Raw genomic sequence first — 19,397 nt, 5'->3', positions numbered from 1 at the left:
TTTTAGAGTCGTTTGTAGTGCTTGTCGTGCAAATAAACAGAAACCATTGAATCAATGGGGATATTTCTTTTATTGGCTTGATTTTCAATTACTGCTCTCCACTTTCCGTTTCCATAACACTGGCTTTTCAAATATGCATTGTTTCGTTCTTCCGGAGCATAAGAGGAATTGTTGAGCAAATTGAGTGTGTTCTTTACAAAGTCCCAGGTAAACTGAGGCAGGTTTGGACCGTTAGAAACAATTAATACCGCATCAAATTCTTCTATCTTTTCAATAGTATTAATATGCCTTGTCAACATCGGTAAACTATCCACCTGGTGTGTTTTATGTATCGTTTGGTTGTAATACCAAAATTCCTGTTCTTTAAAACAGTTAGATCCAATTCCTGAACGCTTGAATAGTTCCCACATAAAGCTATCTCCTATCATAAGAAGCTTTTTGTCCTTTTTATCAGAGTTATCGCTCAACCATGAATACCTGGGATAGATTAAAGGCCGGGGATCTGGTGTTGTGAACAGATTCATTGATGTGGCAATATCATTATCATCAAACTTTGGTTTTGTGCTGTATGACTTCTCAGATATTTCAAGCTCAGGCAGGTTCCAGCCTGCTAACTCTTCATATTTATTCGAGACTGTATCGGCCACCAAAATACCCGCAAAATGACTCCAGTGTATTCCAAACTGAGGAAATAAAGCGTGGTCAAGTGAATCTTTCATGTCTAAAAACCAGCCATTGCAGTCGATGTGATTGACATTTTGACGCTCAAACTCCCTCAGGTATTTTGAGTAGTTCGTATTAGCAGAAGTAACTTTTGGTAGCAACTCGCTGAAATAAACGGCCTTATTAGCCGCCATGCAAAAGATCAGTGGTTTTCCAAGCGAATTTAAAGTATCCTGAAGCTGCCTCAGCTTTCTCGTATTATTGACGACTATTGAGTCATCTATTTCGTCTTTTCCGTAAAGTGCATTTACATAGGTGTTTTCAAATAAATAGTTCTCTTTCCCTTTAATGATATCGCGAGTGTGGATGTTGCCAAAAAAGAAATACTCAAGTTGGTTGTGAATTTTGACAAAAAGTGGAAAACAACCAATGTGATCATTAACATAACTCACAACCTGGTCTTGCCAACTACCGTTGAACCAAGAGCTCATTGTAATCTCATCAGGTGGCTGTGCCTCTTTAGAGCGGTGTAGCTTTGTCCCTATTTGAATTGAAAATAACCCGGTTATAAGGGGAAAAGCAAGCACGATCAAAAGCGCAATTAATAATCCTTTTTTGTGGTCAACCCTTTTCATAATCAGAACCGAAAATAAATAAATGGATTAAAGCCTGAAGCGGATATATAACTCACACAAACAACGAATAAAACGACACTCGCTGAACTCAGTACAATGTGCTCTTTTTTTGTGTGATCTGAGAAAAACAAAAAGTTCTCTGCTTTTTTACCAGCACTCGTCAATGTGATTAAAGAGAAGATAATTCCTGCAAGAAGAAAAAAGAAAAACCCGTTATCCGGTAGTTCTATAGAAGCCATACCGTTTTTAACACCGGCCATATTTTTGAGATATGCTGTAGCTTGTGTCAGATCCCCGGCTCTGAAAAACACCCACCCGATGAGCACTAATATGTTGCAATAAATCAAGTTAACTACGCCTGGTGACCTCTTGATAAGTTTTCCCAAAAATAATCGCTCGAGCATCAAAAAAGCACCGTGCCAGGCTCCCCAAATGACAAAATTCCAGGAGGCTCCATGCCATAATCCTGAAAGTAAAAACACAACCACGAGATTAATTAAATTTCGTGTTTTAGTGGTTCTGTTCCCACCTAACGGAATGTAAAGATAATCACGCATAAAAGCTCCCAGTGTGATGTGCCACCTTCTCCAAAACTCAGAAATAGATTTTGATGTATATGGGCTTTTGAAGTTTTCAGGAAAGTTAAAGCCCATGATTTTACCCAATCCTATTGCCATATCTGAATAGCCTGAAAAATCAAAGTAAATTTGAATTGCATAAGCTACTATTCCGAGCCAGCTATAGAATAAAGACAGCTCACCACTGTTCTCAAAAACCAGGTCCACAAAGCCTCCAACCTCATTGGCAATAAAAACCTTTTTCGATAATCCAATAATAAAGATATACACTCCTTTGAGTTTGTTTTCAAGTGTATAGTTCCTGGATCTATCTTTAATTTCTCCTGCTATGGTATTGAACCGAATTATTGGTCCGGCTATCAATTGTGGGAAAAGCAAGATATAAAGTAGATAATCAAATATGCTTTTTAGTGCTTCATTTTTTCGCCAGTAAACATCAAGTGAGTAGGTGATCGATTGAAATGTAAAGAATGATATACCGATTGGAAGTGCAACTTCAGTCCAGCCTACAGAGCTAAAACCGATGTTTTGCAAAAGATAGTTTACATTATCAACGAAGAAGTTAGCATATTTAAAATAAGCAAGTGTTCCCAGGTTGATGATGAGTGAAATAGTGAGGAGTGTTTTTCTGCTGAACTTATGATGGCTAGTGTTGCTGTCAATGGATCTGACCACGTAAAAATTGATAATAAGCAGTGTGATCAAAATCCAAAAAAACATGGGTGCTCCCCACATATAAAAAATCAAGCTGGCAATCAATGCGACAAGGTTTCGCTTGCTTACCGGAGCCAGATGATAGGCTACAAGGAATAGCGGCAAGAATACTAACAGAAATAGTGAACTCGCAAAAACCATTTATTCAACTGTTAGTTTATCGTAAACACTGAGCGTTTCTATTGCTGTTTTGCTCCAGGAAAAATCAAATGACCTTTTTAGCGACTTAAGTTTCAGCTCATTGGTTTTTTGGTTATTTTCTACCAGTTCGTACATCTTTTCGCTAATCTCCTCAACATTGGACGGATCGGCAGCTAATCCATACCCTGTGTACAACTCTTTCATTGAGCTGTTATTTCCAAAAATAACGGGAACTCCACAAGACATGGCTTCTAATGGCGGTAGTCCGAACCCTTCGTAGAATGAGATGTAGCAAAAACCGAGTGCCCGGCTGTAAATTGAACTCAAATCTCCTTCATCGATAAAGCCTGTAAAATAGATATTGCTGAGGTTTTTAAGATTACTCAACTCTTTCACTTTCCACCCCTTTCTGCCTCCAATAACAAGATTTATATCAAGCTGTGGATGGTTTTTCAATAGCAACTCAAATGCCTTAATCGTGTTGATTAAGTTTTTACGTGGCTCTAGAGTTGACAAGGTGAATAAAAACGGTTTATCGGGAATGTTGTACTTCCCTGATATGAACTCGAGTTTGTTTGAGTTTAATTCAGGTTTAAATGCATCGTTATTAGCTGCTTCATATACAGTATGTACTCTTTGTGGATCTATATCATACTGGTCAGTCAGATCCTTTTTTGTAGAGTTAGAAATGGATAAAAACTTCGTTTCTTTTTCAATGAAGTGATTAAATCCTTTTTCTGCAAGTTGGATGTTTCTCCTGGTGTGATAGTTCTTTAGTTTCTTATGTGTTAAATCATGAACTGTGAGCAAAAAGTTTGATGAGGTATTCTTAAATGGTTCGTAGTGTTGTGGTAGGGGCACATGAATTAAATCGTAATGGCTCAAATCGAGGTTGACAATATTAGAGGTGTAATTGTCTTTTGCTGTCTTTTTCCCTTTTAATGCTCTATCAATAACATAAATAACTCGCGCAATATTCTTGAATGGTTTAAGCCCTATTTTGACCACTCCTTTTTTGTACAATCCTTTTATGCTGTCGTATTTTTTATCGCTAACCACAGCTCTTAACCCGTTATTCAGCTTGAAAAGTATTTTCGAGAGCTTATTGAAATTGTTCTTTCGCTTTTCAGAGTCAAAAGCCGTTTTACCGTATTCACGTAACGAAACGACTTTTCCTGTAATCAATAAGTCGATTTTCCAGGGTGAATTCTCTGTTTTTTGAGTTTGGTACAACGCTTTTAACAACTCGATGAGATATCTTTTAACTCCGTCATTTTGATGCATCAATAGCTTGTTCGACTCTATAAGAATAGCTTTTTGATGATGACTGGTGTTTTGGCTGACTCCTAGTTTTTGTAATATATCGTAATCGATGCCCGTTATTTGATCCCTTAGCTCACCGTTGTATTCATAACCGAACTTCTCCATAAACTCTCGATTATAAGCCCAAAAAAGATCGTGGTTGTACTCCGTAAGGTGATTTTGCCAATCTGTTTCTTTGGGATGTCTATAATCGTTTAGCGTTTCTGGATACTTTTTAATTTCAACTTCTAAATACTCAGCAAGCCGGTCTATTTCTTTTTTAAAGTCTTTTATTAAATCTTCATATCTGAGTATAATTCCCGACTCTTTTGACCATTGTTTTGTGTGTTCTTTCCATCCGCCAAAGTAGCTTCTGTTTGACGCCACAAGAGATTCGTAAAAGATGTCATCGAAAGTTTTTTTAGAGCCCAGGTTGGATAAGGCGTTTAAAACAAGTCCGGTGTTGGCAGATCTCCCATCTCTAACTATAAATATTTTTTTAGTCCCATGAGCCGGGACTTCATCAGGTAGATTATTGGTAGTGTACAATGTGTTGTCTTCATACTTTAGGCGTTCACCGGTGTTTTTAGTGAAGTGTCTAACGCTAAAGCCAAAGCAATCTGTAAAGATGTCTTCAACCAACTCCCTTCCCGACTGTGGATAAGCTCCTAACCAAACCATGAATCAGGAATTGACGATTTTTTGATGTCTCTTGAGAGCTTCTTCATAGATTTCAACATCCTTTTCGTTGTAGGATTTAATAAGCTCTACCGTTTTCTTATCAATCGCAGGCTTTTTGGATCCCGTGACATTGTGCCGCTGGTTTTCAATATTAGACCAACCCATCACTTTTCTAAACCTGTTCAATTCATTCTCAAAGTCTTTTTGAATGCCAATGAAATCAAAGTCGTCAAAGGACGAGCCTTCTAGAAAATGACTGATTTCATTTCGGTTCTGATCGTGAACAACATATTCTTCAAGTGATTTTCCAACCTTACTTAATATCTCATCTTTTGCCTGTTCGCCCATTTTGATAGCAGCCATTTTCATAAGATAATAATAATGAGACAAAACTCTATCTACAGGATCCCTCAACCAGGTTACATATTTTACAGATGGATCGAGATCAAATAGTTCTTTGATATCAGCAAATTTGAAATGGCCGTGAACAACTTTGATCTTATTCCTGAGTTTGTCTTTAGTGAAAGCCTTTTCATTGAGGCGAATATCATTTTTATTGTGGATATCTAACCGTACCACTCTGCTATCACCAATTTTGTCTTTTAAAATTGTTCTAAAAGAGGTTCCTGCAGTCTTGGGTATGTGCAGTGATACAATCTCTATGTTGTTTTTAATTTTCATGAATACTTAACCATTAACTTCATGGGTGTATGCTTTCACTCTATACTGTAGTTGTTCAAAAGGTAAGAGGTTTTATTAATTTATACAGTTCTAAAGCAGTCTTTTTATATGAAAACCTATTTGTAATACTTCCCTCTTGATCGTTCATTGTTTCAATAATGCTGTGTCGATTATTAAAAGTCTCTCTGCATTTATCAGCTATATCGGTTACATCATTTGGATCTGCAAAAACTGCAAAATCGCTGTATAACTCGTTGAACACTTCGATATTTGACACAACCGTTGGTTTTTTAAAATAGAAAGATTCCAGTACAGGAAGTCCAAATCCCTCGTAAAAAGGGATATAAAAAGTCAAATCTGCATTTTTATAGAGATTGATCAACTCACTATCTCCCGGACTTTCGATAAACTCAATGTTTTCTGCTGTATTTATTTTTTCGGTCAGATCCGAATCTCCAAAAAGCTTTTCGTCAATACTTCCAGCTAAAACCAGTTTGACAGGCAAGTCTTTGTTTTCTAGAAAAGCCCTTATCAATGTTTCCTGGTTCTTTCTTTTGTTTATTGATCCAACAGACAGGGCGTAATTTCCTTTTACAATAGGCTCATCAATATCTAAACTGCTCTTAAACGTTGGAATTCCGTTGTACAGAACCTTCACCTTGTAACTGGGGATGTCGAAATGACCCAGTAATTCATTCTTTGTAAAATTACTGACCGACCCTATTCTCAAAGCTTTTAAAGCAACTCGCGGAATTGCATAGTTGTACCAAAGTTGAAATGGTTTTGAATACCAGTTTTTGTTTTCCAAAAATGCCAGGTCGTGGATTATGACAATATTAGCCGGATACACTACCGGAGCGATATTGCATAAATTGACCAACACCGGTCTTCCGCAAACAAGGAGGTAAAAAGGCAAGAGAACCTGTTCCCATAGAATTAACCAAATAGCGTTTTTTTGATTGGGTCTTATGATTTTGTGTTGGATTTTATTCTTATCAAACTGGTTGATAATCTCACCGGCAAACCTTTGAACGCCTGTGAGTTTTTGTTTTAAGAATTTCCCGTTAACAAAAACCTGTCCTTCAATACTCTTCCAGGATGCATATGGAAGTAAAGCAGTAAAAAAAGCAAAGACAAAAATTCCGTCCTGCCTATTCAGTATGTTTTCTGTACAAAAGCTCAAAGTGAATATTATCAACACAGCTTTATAAAGATCATTATTTGAAATTTTAGCTATTACCAAATGGGTTAAAAGCAAAAGCACAAACAAAAACAGACCGATAATACCTCCAACTAAAGTAAAGTGAAGGTATTGGTTATGGGTGTTGTATTCTTTTTCTACAGCAAAGTCATATCCCTTTATTGAATATATTTTGTTGAGTTCATTTTGCTCATCTCCAAGCCCCGATCCAACCCAAAAGTTGTTTATTACAGCGTCTACTGAAGAACTGTAAATTATCTTTCGCATTCCGTCAGGGTTGTTGTGATCAACAGATTTAGTCGTGATTGCAGAATAAAACTCAGTCAACCTTTGCCTGGTAGGTTTTAGCGAAATCAATAAAACAGCAATGATCAAAATTGAAAATCCTGATATAATTAAATACTTACGCTGCTTGAGATACTTTCTAACAACAAAGATGACACTCAATACAGTTGAAAAAATCAACATCTTGGAAGATGCTACCAGTAACCCTACAGTGAGAATGGACAATAACACAAAAACGGGAAAGTGATATTTCCTTTTAGTGGTGTTGATGACGAAATGAACGAGTCCAACTATCGCTATGCCGGCATAAATAGAAAAGTAAGTTGGGTGTAACCCTGTTACCGATTCAAATTTGGTTCTGACTATATAATATCCTGCTTTTGAGTTTAACATTTCGTGGAATGTCCCTGCAAATATCATAGTAGAAACAGCATAAACGACTAGTATTGATATTACTACAGCAAAAAAGGCGAAAACTTTTTTAAGTGTAGCTCCATTAAAATATGACCTGTTAGCGTAAAAAACCCAGGGAATAATCAGAATTATGGAATACCGTTCATAAGACTTGATTCCCTGATCTACATTGCTTGAATACAATAATGTTACGAGCAAATAGAGAAACGGTAAAACCATAATAAATGGCAGTAATACGCCTTTTGACTTGCTTTTGTAGGGTTGAAAAAAAATTAGAAATACCTGAAGTAGGCCAAAAAGGATAGCAATCAATGCTTTTATTTTGAGGTCTATAACAAGTGGGAAACAACAAAAAAACAGGAGACTAACTTCAAAAAGCCTGAGTTTATGAACCAGATTTCTCATTTACACATTGGTTTATAAAGGAGCTCATCTCCTCATTGAATCTTGAAATACTAAACCTGTTTGCGTTCTCTTTAATTTCTACATGAGAAAGTTTGTGTTCATGGTTTTCTTCAAAATCAATAACAGCTTTTGTTAGTGAATCAACGGTTTGTTCTTTGAAAAGAACTCCTGTTTTATTCGGCTTTACGATTTCAGAAGCTCCTCCCTTTCCGTAAGCAATAAGTGGTGTTCCACAAGCCTGAGCTTCAACCATTGTGATACCAAAGTCTTCTTTACCTGCAAAGATGAATCCCCTGGCTCTTCTCAAATAACGATGAAAATCATCGAATTTTAAGTGAGATAAAACTTTGACATTGGGAGTAGCCATCTTTTCAATTTTTTCCTTGTCACTGCCATCTCCTACAATAACCAGCTTCTTCTCTGGCATTTTACTGAAAGCTTCAACTATTAAATCCACTTTTTTGTAGCATACAAGCCTTGAAGCTGTGAAATAATAATCCTCTCGTTTTTCACCTAATTCGAACCTATCAACATTTACAGGAGGATAAATCACTTTAGCTTTTCTACCATAAAAACGCTTTATCCTGCTGGCTGTGAATTTTGAGTTTGAAATGTAATAGTCAACGTTTTTTGACACTCTGGAATCCCAGGCTCTGAATATGTTTGATAAAAGGTTACTTCCTACTGACAAAATTCCTTTATCGAGGTTGTTAGCCTTGAGATACAAGTCTCTCATATCCCATATATAGCGCATTGGAGTGTGGCAATAAGAAATGTGTATTTGCCCTTTTCTCTTTTTAATTCCATGTGCAAAAGCATGTGAACTCGAAATAAGTACATCATAATCTTTTAAGTCATGACTTCTCACAGCAAATGGAAAAATTGGAAGGTAATAGCGAAAATGTCTACGAGCAATTGGGAGTTTTTGAATGAATGATGTTTTTGGAATTAAGTTCCCAAAAATTGACTCCCTGTCCTTCTTACTCATGAAGTCAACAGTAGCAAAAACCTCAACTTTGTATTTGAGAAGCTCAATTATTCTTCTCGTAACTTGTTCTGATCCGGCTTTTGTGCTCAGCCATTCATGAATCACAGCAATTTTATTTGACTCGACAAGATCATCTATATTAGCCTGTTTAACAGTATCTAACGAACTTAAAGAAAAGGTTTTGCTGTGCATAAAAAGCGAAGGATTGGCCAACTGAGCTCAACTTCAATTATCTTGCTCCAATCATTAGGTTTTCAAACCCCAATATTACAATATAATCACGAATTTTAAATAATGATGTTTACCTTTCTCAAATATTATGTTAACCTGTTAAATAACAGAATATTAAATTGTGAGAGTGCACTATTTTTTCAATCCACTTTTTTCGAAAAGAAAAACTAATTCTCTAGTAACTTGTTGTCGTAGAAAAGCAATAGAATTATGAATTACTTAGTAGTAGGAGGAAGTTCGGGAATTGGATTGGCTCTGACCAAAAAACTAGCAGGTGAAGGACATACAGTATATGTTGCTTCCAGGACAAGTGACAATTTAGACGGAATTGAAAATGTGTATCACCTCGAAATTGATGTCACGAAAGATTTTGAAATAAGTGGTTTACCTGATAAATTGCACGGAATGGCCTATTGCCCGGGAAGTATAAATCTAAAACCTTTTCACAGATTGAAAGTTGATGATTTTCAAAATGATTTTGAAATCAATGTGCTGGGAGCTATAAAATTGACGCAGCAGGTTCTCGATCAGTTGAAAGCCGGAAAGGGAAGTTTGGTATTTTTCTCAACAGTAGCTTCAAAACTGGGAATGCCGTTTCACGCGAGCGTAGCTATTGCTAAGAGCGGTGTTGAAGGATTGGCGAAAACTATTGCGGCAGAATACGCTCCAAAGATCAGGGCTAATGTCATTGCTCCTTCATTGACTGACACTCCGATGGCTGAAAAACTACTCAACAACGATAAAAAGCGCGAATCTTCAAATGAACGCCATCCGCTCAAGCGAGTGGGAACACCTGATGAATTGGCCGATATGGCTGCATTTTTATTATCTGATAAGTCTTCCTGGATTACTGGTCAGGTAATTGGGCTTGATGGCGGTATGGGAAGCGTAAAAATTTAATATGACTGAACAATCAACTTTTACAAAGAAGGATTTTGAAGAATTTCCATCTCGGTACAGAGCTCATTTTTTCAATGGATTAATCGGTTTTAAAAGTGCTCCATTGGTCGGATCCATAAGCGAAACTGGAGTTGAAAATCTGGCGATTTTTGGTCAGCTCGTTCACGTTGGTTCAAATCCGCCATATATGGGTGTTTTGTTCAGGCCACACACTGTGAGGCGCGATACTCTCGAGAATATCAGAAAAACAAAGCACTTCTCGATTAATCATGTAAGCGAATCATTTTACGAAAAAGCGCATCAAACAGCGGCTAAATATGAAGGCGATGAAAATGAGTTTGATAAAGTTGGTTTAACTGCTGAATACGGAAACAACAAAGCTCCTTACGTCAAAGAATCTCTAATTCAAATTGGATTGGAGTTTGAGGAAGAACATGTGATAAAAGCGAACAATACCATTTTAATTGTAGGAGCTGTAAACGAGGTAAGAATTTCGAATGAATTCATCAAAAAAGATGGTTTTATCGATCTCACAAAGGCAAATGTCATTGCTAACAGCGATTTAGATGCTTATTACAGTGTGCAAAAATTGGGCAGACTCAACTACGCTAAACCCAACGAAAAAACGACTCACCTTCCTAAAGACCTCTTTTGATTATGAGTAAAGATAAAATCACGCTCTTTTGGCATCGAAGAGATTTGCGGACTGACGATAATCATGGCTTGTACCGGGCTCTGACCGAAAAAGAAAATGTGCTTCCTCTCTTTATTTTTGATCGCAATATCCTCGATGAACTGGAGGATAGAGCAGACAGGCGCGTCACTTTTATCCACGATGCGCTCAGTGAAATCAAAGAAACTTACGAAAATAATGGCGGTTCCATCATCGTGAAATACGGTACGCCTGAAGATATTTTCCCTGAAATCCTCTCTGAATATAACGTTGAAGCTGTTTACACAAACCGCGATTACGAGCCCTATGCCAAAGATAGGGATGAAAACATTGGTCAAATTTGTAAGGATAAAAATGTTGAATTCAAGACATTCAAAGATCATGTGATTTTTGAAAAAGATGAGGTTGTCAAGAAAGATGGTGGTTGGTACTCGGTTTTCAGTCCTTATAAAAGGATGTGGTTCAATACGTTAAAAGGTAACGAATTCGATACTTACTGGTCCAGTAAAAATTTAGATAAACTTTATCGGTCAGATCCATTGGATATGCCCTCGTTGAAAGACATGGGTTTCGAGCGGAAAGATGACCACATTCCATCGAGCAGAGTTGACGATGAATTGCTCAAAAACTACAGTGATAAAAGAGATATTCCATCAGTTCGAGGAACATCGAGATTGAGTGTCCATCTCCGGTTTGGAACAGTTAGCATTCGCAAAATGGCGAAAAAGGGAAAAGCATTGAGTGGATCTTGGCTCAATGAGCTTATTTGGCGAGATTTTTATCAGATGATCCTTCACTTTAATCCGCAAATTGTAACAACTTCTTTCCGTCCAGAATACGATAAAATTAACTGGCGAAACAACGAAGAAGAATTTGAAAAGTGGTGTAAAGGAGAAACCGGATATCCGATTGTTGATGCGGGAATGCGCGAGTTGAATGAAACCGGTTTTATGCACAACAGAGTCCGCATGATCGTAGCCAGCTTTTTAACAAAACACCTTCTCGTACATTGGACCTGGGGCGAGCAGTATTTTGCTAAAAAACTAATCGATTACGAACTGGCTTCAAACAATGGTGGCTGGCAATGGGCAGCAGGAAGCGGTTGCGATGCCGCTCCGTATTTCAGGGTGTTCAATCCAGAGCTGCAAACCAAAAAGTTTGATCCTGATCTCAAATACATCAATAAATGGGTTCCCGAATTCCAGGAGCTCGATTATCAGCAAAAACGAATTGTAGAACATAAGTTTGCTCGTGAGCGGGCTTTAGAAACCTACAAGTCCACTTTAAAGTGATTACTGCTTCGTCATGAAATATTAACCCTGTGTTAAATTTGATGTTGAGCAATTCATTAATTTCATGAAGTGCTTTTTGCTCCGCTATCTTTGCCCGCAAATAAACGGGGTAACACCCATTGATGATGACGAGTAAAAAGAGGTACCAAAAATTCATGACCATTTCCCATTACGGTGGTGAAATATTCGCGTCATTCCTGTTTTCTCTTTTATTCCTGATTTTCATTTATCGATTTATTTCTCCTGAATACGACATCAGTTATGCTGAACTCAGCTTTTATGTAGGCCTGGGTTTTTTAGCTGCTATGTTCACTCCCAGTTACCGGTATGTGGTTGATGTTATTCCGCTTATCACGTTGATAAAGCTATTTGAAAGTGGCTTTTCATGGAGGAGATTACTTCACATTCCTTTTCAGATCCTGGGAGCATTCTTTGCCGTTCAAATTTTCCTAATGCTCAACGAATGTTGCCTTTCAAACATCGGTGAGGTTTATCATTTTAACACCATTCGGTACTCAATTGAAAGCCAATGGGTTACAGGGTTTGCAAACGGAATTCTTGTAGCCATAATCTACTACATGTACTACATTATAAGATACGTTTTCAGAGAAGTTGAATTCTCAGGAACCTTGTTTTTATCCATCCTCATAATGCTATTATTCTTTGCATCAGGTTGGATATCCAACACCTCTATCATCAATCCTTTTGCTCTGTTTTTCTACGGTCTTGAAACAGGTAGTGCTATTCCTTTTACACTAGAGGAATTCGCAATTCACGTTATCTCACCCATTTTCTTCCTCATTGTGAGCAGGGGTTATATCAGGATAAATCTTGTTAGAGAATACATCGATACAAGAATCAAGAACAATAAAATAGGCGGATTTAAAAATTACGATGTCTAAAAAGAAAGAAAAGGAAAGAGAAGAGACGAAGGTTGGTAGCGAGCTGAATTACAATTTCACTTCAGCTTTAATCGGCCGAAAACGATACCGCATCTTGCGGATGTTCTTTTTCAAAGAGCGTTTGTTTTTTAGGCTCATCGTTCTCTTTATCATTTTAGCCGCTATTTTTTATCCTTATCCCCGCATTGCGATGTGGGTAGGTTTTACATTCGCTGCTTATTCGGCAATTGCCAATGATTCCATTCAAACGATCGGAACCTTTATAGCCAGTAACGAAGACCGGCCCTGGTGGCAGTTGTGGCTGTACATAGGTGGTATTTTTATCGCGACTGTTCTGTTTAGTTGGATCGTTTACGATGGTGATGTCTCTTATCAGCGTTTATCCTCAAAAGGATTCTCTGAAGCGCCAACAGAATTCCATTTTTTGCAGTTAGCTGCTCCGTTAATTCTGTTGATTATTACGAGGCTCAGGATGCCTGTATCAACTACTTTCCTTTTATTATCAGCCTTTAGTGGAAGTGCATCGGGGATTATCAGTGTTACGCAAAAGAGTTTGCTCGGTTACTTTGTCTCTTTTACAATGGCAATAATCGTTTGGCTCTTACTAGGTAAAATTGTCAACAAGATGCTGAAAGGAAAACCTCATCCATTGTGGCGTGTTGCTCAATGGATTATCAGTGGTGCCTTGTGGTCTGTGTGGATTATGCAGGATGCCGCTAATATTGCTGTTTTCCTGGACCGTAGCTTGAGTATATGGGGCTTTATCTTTTTTACTGGTTTCATATTCTTTGGTCTTGGACTCCTCTTCTATTTGAAAGGTGATAAGATCCAGCAAATTGTAAAGGAAAAATCACAAGTAACCGATGTTAGAGCCGCTTCAATCATCGATCTTGTTTACGCTATCATTCTGTTCTTCTTCAAAGAAATGAGTACCATACCGATGAGTACAACCTGGGTATTCCTTGGACTTCTTGGAGGTAGAGAAATTGCGATGCAATTCAGTAAACACAGTTCAACAGGTCGCAAATCAATGGATACAATCAGACTTGTATTGCGAGATGCATTCTTTGCATTCATCGGTTTATTGATCTCTATAACTCTCGCTATTCTTGTGAATCCTAACATTCAGGATGAGCTGAGTAAGTATTTCTCATTTTAATAACACTCAGCACTTTTTACTGGTAGCATAAATTGTACTTTCGCGACTTCATTTTTGCGCACTTATTAACAGGCATTTTTATTTGGTATGACTTTTATTGAACAATTGAAAACCAGGGGTTTTAATCCAAAAAACGAAATCCTATCCGGATTTACTGTTGCCCTTGCACTCGTTCCAGAAGCTGTTGCTTTTTCGATTATCGCGAATGTAAACCCGCTTATTGGGCTGTACACCGCTTTCATCATTGGATTAATTACTTCATTAATCGGTGGTAGACCGGGAATGATTTCCGGTGCTACAGGAGCTATTGCTGTTGTTGTAGTGAGTTTGGTTGCTCGTCACGGAGTTGAATATTTGTTTACTGCAGTTGTTTTGATGGGAATTATTCAAATTGTCATCGGTTTGTTTAAGCTCGGTAAGTTTATCAGGCTTGTTCCACATCCCGTTATTTTTGGTTTCCTAAACGGATTAGCAGTCATTATTTTCACTTCTCAATTCAGTCATTTTAAGACTATTCCTGAAACAGGTGAAGCTTCCTGGCTACAGGGACCTCCACTATGGATAATGATTGGGTTTGCGGTTCTGACCATGGCTATAATCCACTTTTTACCAAAACTCACCAAAGCATTTCCTTCTTCACTGGCAGCTATTTTAGTGGTTTCAGCAATCGTTATTTATTTCAATATTGACACTCGCTCAGTTGGTGATATCGCTTCTATATCGGGTGGTTTTCCTGAGTTTCATATTCCATCTGTGCCAATAAATTTTGAGACTATTCAAATTGTGCTTCCCTATTCCATTATTATGGCTCTTGTTGGATTGATCGAGAGTTTGCTCACGCTTTCAGTAATTGACGAGATGACTGAAACACGCGGATCAGGTAATAAAGAAGCTATCGGACAGGGAGTTGCGAATCTCGTGAATGGATTTTTTGGCGGAATGGGCGGTTGCGCTATGATCGGTCAAAGTATTATCAACGTGAGCTCAGGAGGTAAATTCAGGTTATCGGGAATTGTAGCTGCCATCAGTTTGTTGATTTTTATTCTTTTCGGATCCAGTTTGATCGAGCAGGTTCCGTTGGCTGCCCTGGCCGGACTGATGTTCATGGTAGCCATCGGGACGTTTGAATGGGCGAGTTTACGTATTTTTAGAAAGGTTCCAATCACTGATGTAATTGTAATGGTTTTAGTTGCTGGTGTTACGATTGTTTTCCACAACCTGGCAGTCGCTGTACTAATAGGTGTAGTGATTTCTGCTCTTGCTTTTGCATGGGAAAATGCAAAGCGCATTAGAGCTCGTAAGCACGTTGATGAAAACGGTTACAAACACTATGAAATTTACGGTCCGCTATTTTTTGGATCAACATCAGTTTTCAATGATAAATTCGATATTCAAAACGATCCAGAACACGTAATTATCGATTTTGCTGAGTCTCGCGTGGTTGATCACTCAGCTATCGAAGCACTCAATAAAATAACCGAGCGATACGCCAAAGCAGGAAAAAAAGTGCATCTACGTCACCTGAGTAAGGATTGTCTCCGTTTACTGGACAATGCAAAGGCTATTGTGGAGGTAAATTACTTTGAAGATCCTCGATACAAGGTAGTATCTGATCGGGCAAAACCAACAGTTTAATTGCTTTTTTGAAGAATGAATACTGTATTCCTGATATTTTCAAGAACACGGTATTTCCATTTTTTAGCTATGTAATGAAAGGTTTCTACGTTAAAGAAGGAAACATGGGTATAATCTCTCGCGTAATGCCATTTTTCAAAGCGTTCTTCACTGATCCATGTTTTGGTCATTACTACTAAATAACCTCCTTCAACGAGTAGATTATCAATTTTTTCCAGTTCTTTTTTAGGATCAGTGAAATGCTCGAATGTTTCTGTTGAAAAAATGAACTCGTATTTTTTATCTTCTAACTCTGGATGATAGTAATAATCGAAATTATCACACTTTATTCCCTGTTCTTTTAACAGCAACGAAAGCACTTTATTAAGACCAGATCCGTAATCCAATCCTTGCATTTCATCGTTTAAATATAGTAAAGCTGGCTCAACTGCTTTTTTCAAAAACGTTTGATATCCTTCATCATCAGAATTATTTTCATGTAAATCATAGCGTCTCAATTCCTCTTTTTCAGAGATGAAATCTGAAGGATCTACAAAAATCAGTTCGCAGTTTTTACAGCGGTAATAGGTACGATTGAATGGGCCGGGTACTTTGTGATTTGACCATTGATCACAAAGCGAACATTGATTACTATCCTCTCGATGCACAGCGGATACATTTACGCGATTCAGGCATAATCATTAGTCTTTTTGGATTTATTTCAGATCCACAACTGATACATTTTCCAAAATCATCTTTCTTCAAATGATCGAGCGCAATGTTCAGTCGTTTAATGGTGTTCTCAGCCTGGCGCAAATTTGCTTCTGCAACACTTTTATTGTTGATAGCATCCATTCGTGATACGCGTCCATAAGCATTATCAGGCGATATTGGTTTTGTTTGCTCTTTGAGCATTGCAATATCGCTGGTCACCTTTTCCAACTTTTCGCGAATAGCTTTTTCGATTTGTGCTTTTTGATCGCTGTCCATAATAATGAAGAAATTCTCAATCAGATCCGGGAGCAATTTTTTCAACTCTGGCTGCGTGTCGTCCACCCTCAAACTCATTAGTCAAAAAGGCTTTCACACAATCTTTAGCTGTTTGTTCTTCTATAAACCTGGCGGGAAGTGATAGTACGTTAGCATTGTTGTGTTGACGAGCCAATGCAGCTAACTCAGGTTCCCAACACAAAGCAGCACGAATGCCCTGATGTTTATTAGCCGACATATTGATACCATTTCCACTTCCGCATATTAAAACAGCCAAATCAAACTCTCCTTTTTGCACCGCTTCAGCAACCGGATGAGCATAATCAGGATAATCCGTTCTCGCATCTGTTTCAGGACCAAAGTCTGTAACCTCGTTCCCCATTGATTCAATGTACTTTTTAAGTGACTCTTTGAGGTCAAAACCCGCGTGATCACTGCCAATCGCTATCTTCATAACACTAATTTACTGATTTTATATTTCTTGCAGGGTTCTTAACAAAATGTTTAAAAACGATGTTAATAACAGTTGAAAGTGGTTCAAACTTATTCTTTGCAAATGTCACTTTAAATTCGAATTGATATAAATGAGCACAACAAAAAATTTTTAGACCAGTAGTTTCTGATAATCTCCTGACATTCCTTCAATAGGTAAAACAGGCTCTGACCAAAAATTTATTCAACTATTATACGTTGCTAACATATTGTTAAAAACCCTCGTTTGATTTCATTTGTAGTAATTTAGATATTTACAGATTGTGAACACACTGTTATGAAGTATTGAAAACACACAATTCAAAGTAAATTGCGTTTTATTTTTAAACACTTTCAACAGACTAATAATAACATCTTATATTTTAAAAGAAGAATTAGAACAAAACTACGGAATGTTAAAAAGAGCTTTTTTAGGAATCGTTGCTTTCTTGTTTTTTCATATTGGTCAGAGCCAAGAAACCGATTCTACAGGTTACACTGTATTTCGATATGATAACGGGATTATTTCCAGCGAAGGCTATTTTAAAGATGGCAAACCTAATGGATACTGGAAAACCTACTACCCTAACGGCAACCTCAAATCAAAAGGAAACAGGAAGAACTTTAAATTAGATAGCCTGTGGCGCTTTTATCGTGAAGATGGAGCTCTTGAACAGGAAATTAATTATACAGCTGGAAAACGCAACGGATACACTTATAATTACAATGAAGAAGGTTTACTCGTTTCTAAAATTCCGTACGAAGATGATGTAAAACAAGGTTGGGCAACATATTACTTTCCTGAAAGGAGAAACAAGGAGTACGAGAAAAAATTTGTTGACGGCAAAGTTGAAGGTGAAGCTTACGAATACAGTAAAGATGGCCGTGTAATCGCAATTTTGAAATACGAAAAAGGCTTTTTGCAAGATCGCTATGAGATCAATCGATACAATCCTCAGAAAAAGAAAACAGGACTCTGGATTACCTATCATGAAGATATAGAAGAAACTAAAAAAGTAAAACAGCTTGAAGGTCGTTATGTCAATGGTTTAAAAAATGGTTATTTCCGTGAATATGACCGAAATGGAGAACTTCTCTCAACGACTAAATATGTCAACGGAGAGGTTGTTAAAAACGCTGAAGAGTTGATGAATGTTGAGGTTAAACGAACTTTTCACGACAATGCACAAGTTGAGTGGGAACGGACTTATTTGAATGGAAAACCGCATGGCGTTTGGAAGAAATTTAATGATTCAGGGCAAGTTGTATCCGGAAAGATCTACGATAAAGGAAATCTTTTAGGAGAAGGAATAATCGATGAAGAAGGATTGAAACAAGGTCCATGGAAGGAGTTCTATCAAACTGGAGAATTACGTGCTGAAGGTGAATACCTGGATGGAGCTCGCTACAAGAAATGGAAGTTCTACTTCAAAGATGGTAGTATTGAGCAGCATGGTGCTTATCTGGCTGGTGGTAAACCTCACGGAATGTGGAAATGGTATTATGAAGATGGAGATATCCTCAGAGAAGAATACTTTAGAAACGGTAAGGAAGATGGCGAAATTCTGGAATACGATGAAGAAGGAAATGTTGTTGTAAAAGGTTATTACATCAATGGATTAGAAGATGGTGAATGGACGATTATCAGTGGAGAATACAAGGAAGTAGGAAAATTCATTGAAGGAATGCGTTACGGAGAATGGAAGCATTATTACCTGGATACTGAGGAACTCGCTTTTGAAGGATCATTCATCGATGGTTTACCTGATGGTAAGCACACTTATTACTACGATAATGGAAAAAAGATGCTGCAGGGTGAATACCAGGCTGGATTGAAAGAAGGTGTTTGGAAACGTTTTGATCGTAATGGAATACTGATTCTCACAAATGAATACGAAGGAGGACAAAATGTTCGTATTGACGGCAGAAAAATAAAACAATAAAAAAGCCGCAAAGATTTACAATGCGGCTTTCTAATTTTTTTTTGAAAGTTACTACTTACCGTGATTTGCTTTCACAAATTTCGGTATTAAAATCAATGCCATTGCCCCAGCAAAAACATGCATAGGAATGGTTAAAGCTGCGAAACCATCGGGTACACCTTCAGTAAAGATGAAACCTAAAGTTTCGGGAAATAGCGGAAAATAGAAGCTTGCGATCAAGCCAATACCTCCAATAATTAAGTAATTTCTGGTTCCTTTTTTGAATCCCGACAAGCAAAATAAGTAATAAACGATACCAGCTACTAACATGGGGAAGAAGGAGAAGATTGTTACTGACATAGTATCAATTCCTCCAGGTACTTTATAACTGGTTGCCAATGGATAAATCATTATCCATAGGTTGTTGAGAACACCGGCTACTAAACCGGCAATCACCCCTGCGGTGGCAAAATTCCACATCGACAGGCTTTCTTGCTCTGTGTGAAGAGTTGTTTCTGAAGTAGCCATACCAATACGTTTTAGAACGATTAAACT

17 protein-coding genes are annotated in these 19,397 nt (G+C 37.6%); 7 read left to right on the top strand and 10 right to left on the bottom strand.

The features are described from left to right. Window positions 1-2 precede the first annotated feature (2 nt). The 6 genes from F3059_RS08045 to F3059_RS08020 form a co-directional block, all read right to left on the bottom strand. On the bottom strand, window positions 3-1,298 hold the full coding sequence (locus F3059_RS08045) for an alginate O-acetyltransferase AlgX-related protein (RefSeq protein ID WP_151168030.1): 1,296 nt from the start codon (window positions 1,296-1,298) through the stop codon (window positions 3-5). A 2-nt stretch (window positions 1,299-1,300) separates the two neighbouring features. After that, the gene (locus F3059_RS08040) at window positions 1,301-2,731 is read right to left on the bottom strand and encodes an MBOAT family O-acyltransferase (protein WP_151168028.1); all 1,431 of its coding nucleotides are present in this window, start codon (window positions 2,729-2,731) and stop codon (window positions 1,301-1,303) included. Continuing rightward, entirely contained in the window at window positions 2,732-4,714 is a 1,983-nt protein-coding gene (locus F3059_RS08035) for a glycosyltransferase (protein ID WP_151168026.1), read from the bottom strand. 3 nt (window positions 4,715-4,717) lie between these two features. Then, complete coding sequence (locus F3059_RS08030; RefSeq protein WP_151168025.1) at window positions 4,718-5,395, bottom strand: sulfotransferase family 2 domain-containing protein; 678 nt, start codon at window positions 5,393-5,395, stop codon at window positions 4,718-4,720. A gap of 55 nt (window positions 5,396-5,450) precedes the next feature. Further along, the gene (locus F3059_RS08025) at window positions 5,451-7,514 is read right to left on the bottom strand and encodes a glycosyltransferase (protein WP_170265128.1); all 2,064 of its coding nucleotides are present in this window, start codon (window positions 7,512-7,514) and stop codon (window positions 5,451-5,453) included. Between the two features lie 166 nt (window positions 7,515-7,680). Then, entirely contained in the window at window positions 7,681-8,880 is a 1,200-nt protein-coding gene (locus F3059_RS08020) for a glycosyltransferase (RefSeq protein WP_151168021.1), read from the bottom strand. A 249-nt stretch (window positions 8,881-9,129) separates the two neighbouring features. On the opposite strand from F3059_RS08020, the gene F3059_RS08015 reads away from it, so the two are divergent. From F3059_RS08015 to F3059_RS07990, 6 genes are all read left to right on the top strand, one after another. Next, window positions 9,130-9,819 carry an SDR family NAD(P)-dependent oxidoreductase gene (locus F3059_RS08015; RefSeq protein WP_151168019.1) on the top strand — a complete coding sequence of 230 codons (690 nt, stop codon included), beginning with the start codon at window positions 9,130-9,132 and terminating at the stop codon, window positions 9,817-9,819. Window position 9,820: 1 nt separating this feature from the next. Next, window positions 9,821-10,474 carry a flavin reductase family protein gene (locus tag F3059_RS08010; RefSeq protein ID WP_151168017.1) on the top strand — a complete coding sequence of 218 codons (654 nt, stop codon included), beginning with the start codon at window positions 9,821-9,823 and terminating at the stop codon, window positions 10,472-10,474. A gap of 2 nt (window positions 10,475-10,476) precedes the next feature. Continuing rightward, on the top strand, window positions 10,477-11,784 hold the full coding sequence (locus tag F3059_RS08005; protein WP_151168015.1) for a cryptochrome/photolyase family protein: 1,308 nt from the start codon (window positions 10,477-10,479) through the stop codon (window positions 11,782-11,784). A gap of 122 nt (window positions 11,785-11,906) precedes the next feature. Further along, entirely contained in the window at window positions 11,907-12,686 is a 780-nt protein-coding gene (locus F3059_RS08000; protein ID WP_151168013.1) for a hypothetical protein, read from the top strand. Further along, a complete protein-coding gene (locus tag F3059_RS07995; protein WP_223274574.1) occupies window positions 12,679-13,845 on the top strand; it encodes a hypothetical protein in 1,167 nt (388 codons plus the stop codon). Before F3059_RS08000 ends, F3059_RS07995 begins: the two co-directional genes overlap by 8 nt. An 87-nt stretch (window positions 13,846-13,932) precedes the next feature. Further along, on the top strand, window positions 13,933-15,480 hold the full coding sequence (locus F3059_RS07990) for a SulP family inorganic anion transporter (RefSeq protein WP_151168011.1): 1,548 nt from the start codon (window positions 13,933-13,935) through the stop codon (window positions 15,478-15,480). On the opposite strand, the gene F3059_RS07985 is transcribed toward F3059_RS07990, so the two are convergent. From F3059_RS07985 to rpiB, 3 genes are read right to left on the bottom strand one after another with little or no spacing between them, the layout of a single operon-like run. After that, a complete protein-coding gene (locus F3059_RS07985) occupies window positions 15,477-16,127 on the bottom strand; it encodes a class I SAM-dependent methyltransferase (RefSeq protein ID WP_170265127.1) in 651 nt (216 codons plus the stop codon). The two genes, F3059_RS07990 and F3059_RS07985, sit on opposite strands and share 4 nt — an antisense overlap. Further along, window positions 16,111-16,449: a TraR/DksA family transcriptional regulator gene (locus F3059_RS07980; RefSeq protein ID WP_151168006.1), complete on the bottom strand. Its 339-nt coding sequence runs from the start codon at window positions 16,447-16,449 to the stop codon at window positions 16,111-16,113. Before F3059_RS07980 ends, F3059_RS07985 begins: the two co-directional genes overlap by 17 nt. 16 nt (window positions 16,450-16,465) lie before the next feature. Further along, complete coding sequence (gene rpiB / locus F3059_RS07975; RefSeq protein WP_151168004.1) at window positions 16,466-16,903, bottom strand: ribose 5-phosphate isomerase B; 438 nt, start codon at window positions 16,901-16,903, stop codon at window positions 16,466-16,468. Between the two features lie 430 nt (window positions 16,904-17,333). On the opposite strand from rpiB, the gene F3059_RS07970 reads away from it, so the two are divergent. Continuing rightward, complete coding sequence (locus F3059_RS07970; protein ID WP_151168003.1) at window positions 17,334-18,863, top strand: toxin-antitoxin system YwqK family antitoxin; 1,530 nt, start codon at window positions 17,334-17,336, stop codon at window positions 18,861-18,863. 51 nt (window positions 18,864-18,914) lie between these two features. On the opposite strand, the gene F3059_RS07965 is transcribed toward F3059_RS07970, so the two are convergent. Next, the gene (locus tag F3059_RS07965; protein WP_151168001.1) at window positions 18,915-19,370 is read right to left on the bottom strand and encodes a hypothetical protein; all 456 of its coding nucleotides are present in this window, start codon (window positions 19,368-19,370) and stop codon (window positions 18,915-18,917) included. Window positions 19,371-19,397: the final 27 nt, after the last annotated feature.

The sequence above is a fragment of the Salibacter halophilus genome, from assembly GCF_008806325.1.
Classification (GTDB): domain Bacteria; phylum Bacteroidota; class Bacteroidia; order Flavobacteriales_G; family Salibacteraceae; genus Salibacter; species Salibacter halophilus.
The sequence above is the reverse complement of the archived record's forward strand: the minus strand, read 5'-3'. Positions and strand labels throughout refer to the sequence as shown.

Excerpts from the sequence above, each read along its gene's own strand:
- F3059_RS08045 (WP_151168030.1), bottom strand. The coding sequence starts at position 1,298 with ATGAAAAGGGTTGACCACAAAAAAGGATTATTAATTGCGCTTTTGATC.
- F3059_RS08040 (WP_151168028.1), bottom strand. The coding sequence starts at position 2,731 with ATGGTTTTTGCGAGTTCACTATTTCTGTTAGTATTCTTGCCGCTATTC.
- F3059_RS08035 (WP_151168026.1), bottom strand. The coding sequence starts at position 4,714 with ATGGTTTGGTTAGGAGCTTATCCACAGTCGGGAAGGGAGTTGGTTGAA.
- F3059_RS08030 (WP_151168025.1), bottom strand. The coding sequence starts at position 5,395 with ATGAAAATTAAAAACAACATAGAGATTGTATCACTGCACATACCCAAG.
- F3059_RS08025 (WP_170265128.1), bottom strand. The coding sequence starts at position 7,514 with ATGGTTTTACCGTTTCTCTATTTGCTCGTAACATTATTGTATTCAAGC.
- F3059_RS08020 (WP_151168021.1), bottom strand. The coding sequence starts at position 8,880 with ATGCACAGCAAAACCTTTTCTTTAAGTTCGTTAGATACTGTTAAACAG.
- F3059_RS08015 (WP_151168019.1), top strand. The coding sequence starts at position 9,130 with ATGAATTACTTAGTAGTAGGAGGAAGTTCGGGAATTGGATTGGCTCTG.
- F3059_RS08010 (WP_151168017.1), top strand. The coding sequence starts at position 9,821 with ATGACTGAACAATCAACTTTTACAAAGAAGGATTTTGAAGAATTTCCA.
- F3059_RS08005 (WP_151168015.1), top strand. The coding sequence starts at position 10,477 with ATGAGTAAAGATAAAATCACGCTCTTTTGGCATCGAAGAGATTTGCGG.
- F3059_RS08000 (WP_151168013.1), top strand. The coding sequence starts at position 11,907 with ATGATGACGAGTAAAAAGAGGTACCAAAAATTCATGACCATTTCCCAT.
- F3059_RS07995 (WP_223274574.1), top strand. The coding sequence starts at position 12,679 with ATGTCTAAAAAGAAAGAAAAGGAAAGAGAAGAGACGAAGGTTGGTAGC.
- F3059_RS07990 (WP_151168011.1), top strand. The coding sequence starts at position 13,933 with ATGACTTTTATTGAACAATTGAAAACCAGGGGTTTTAATCCAAAAAAC.
- F3059_RS07980 (WP_151168006.1), bottom strand. The coding sequence starts at position 16,449 with ATGGACAGCGATCAAAAAGCACAAATCGAAAAAGCTATTCGCGAAAAG.
- rpiB (WP_151168004.1), bottom strand. The coding sequence starts at position 16,903 with ATGAAGATAGCGATTGGCAGTGATCACGCGGGTTTTGACCTCAAAGAG.
- F3059_RS07970 (WP_151168003.1), top strand. The coding sequence starts at position 17,334 with ATGTTAAAAAGAGCTTTTTTAGGAATCGTTGCTTTCTTGTTTTTTCAT.
- F3059_RS07965 (WP_151168001.1), bottom strand. The coding sequence starts at position 19,370 with ATGGCTACTTCAGAAACAACTCTTCACACAGAGCAAGAAAGCCTGTCG.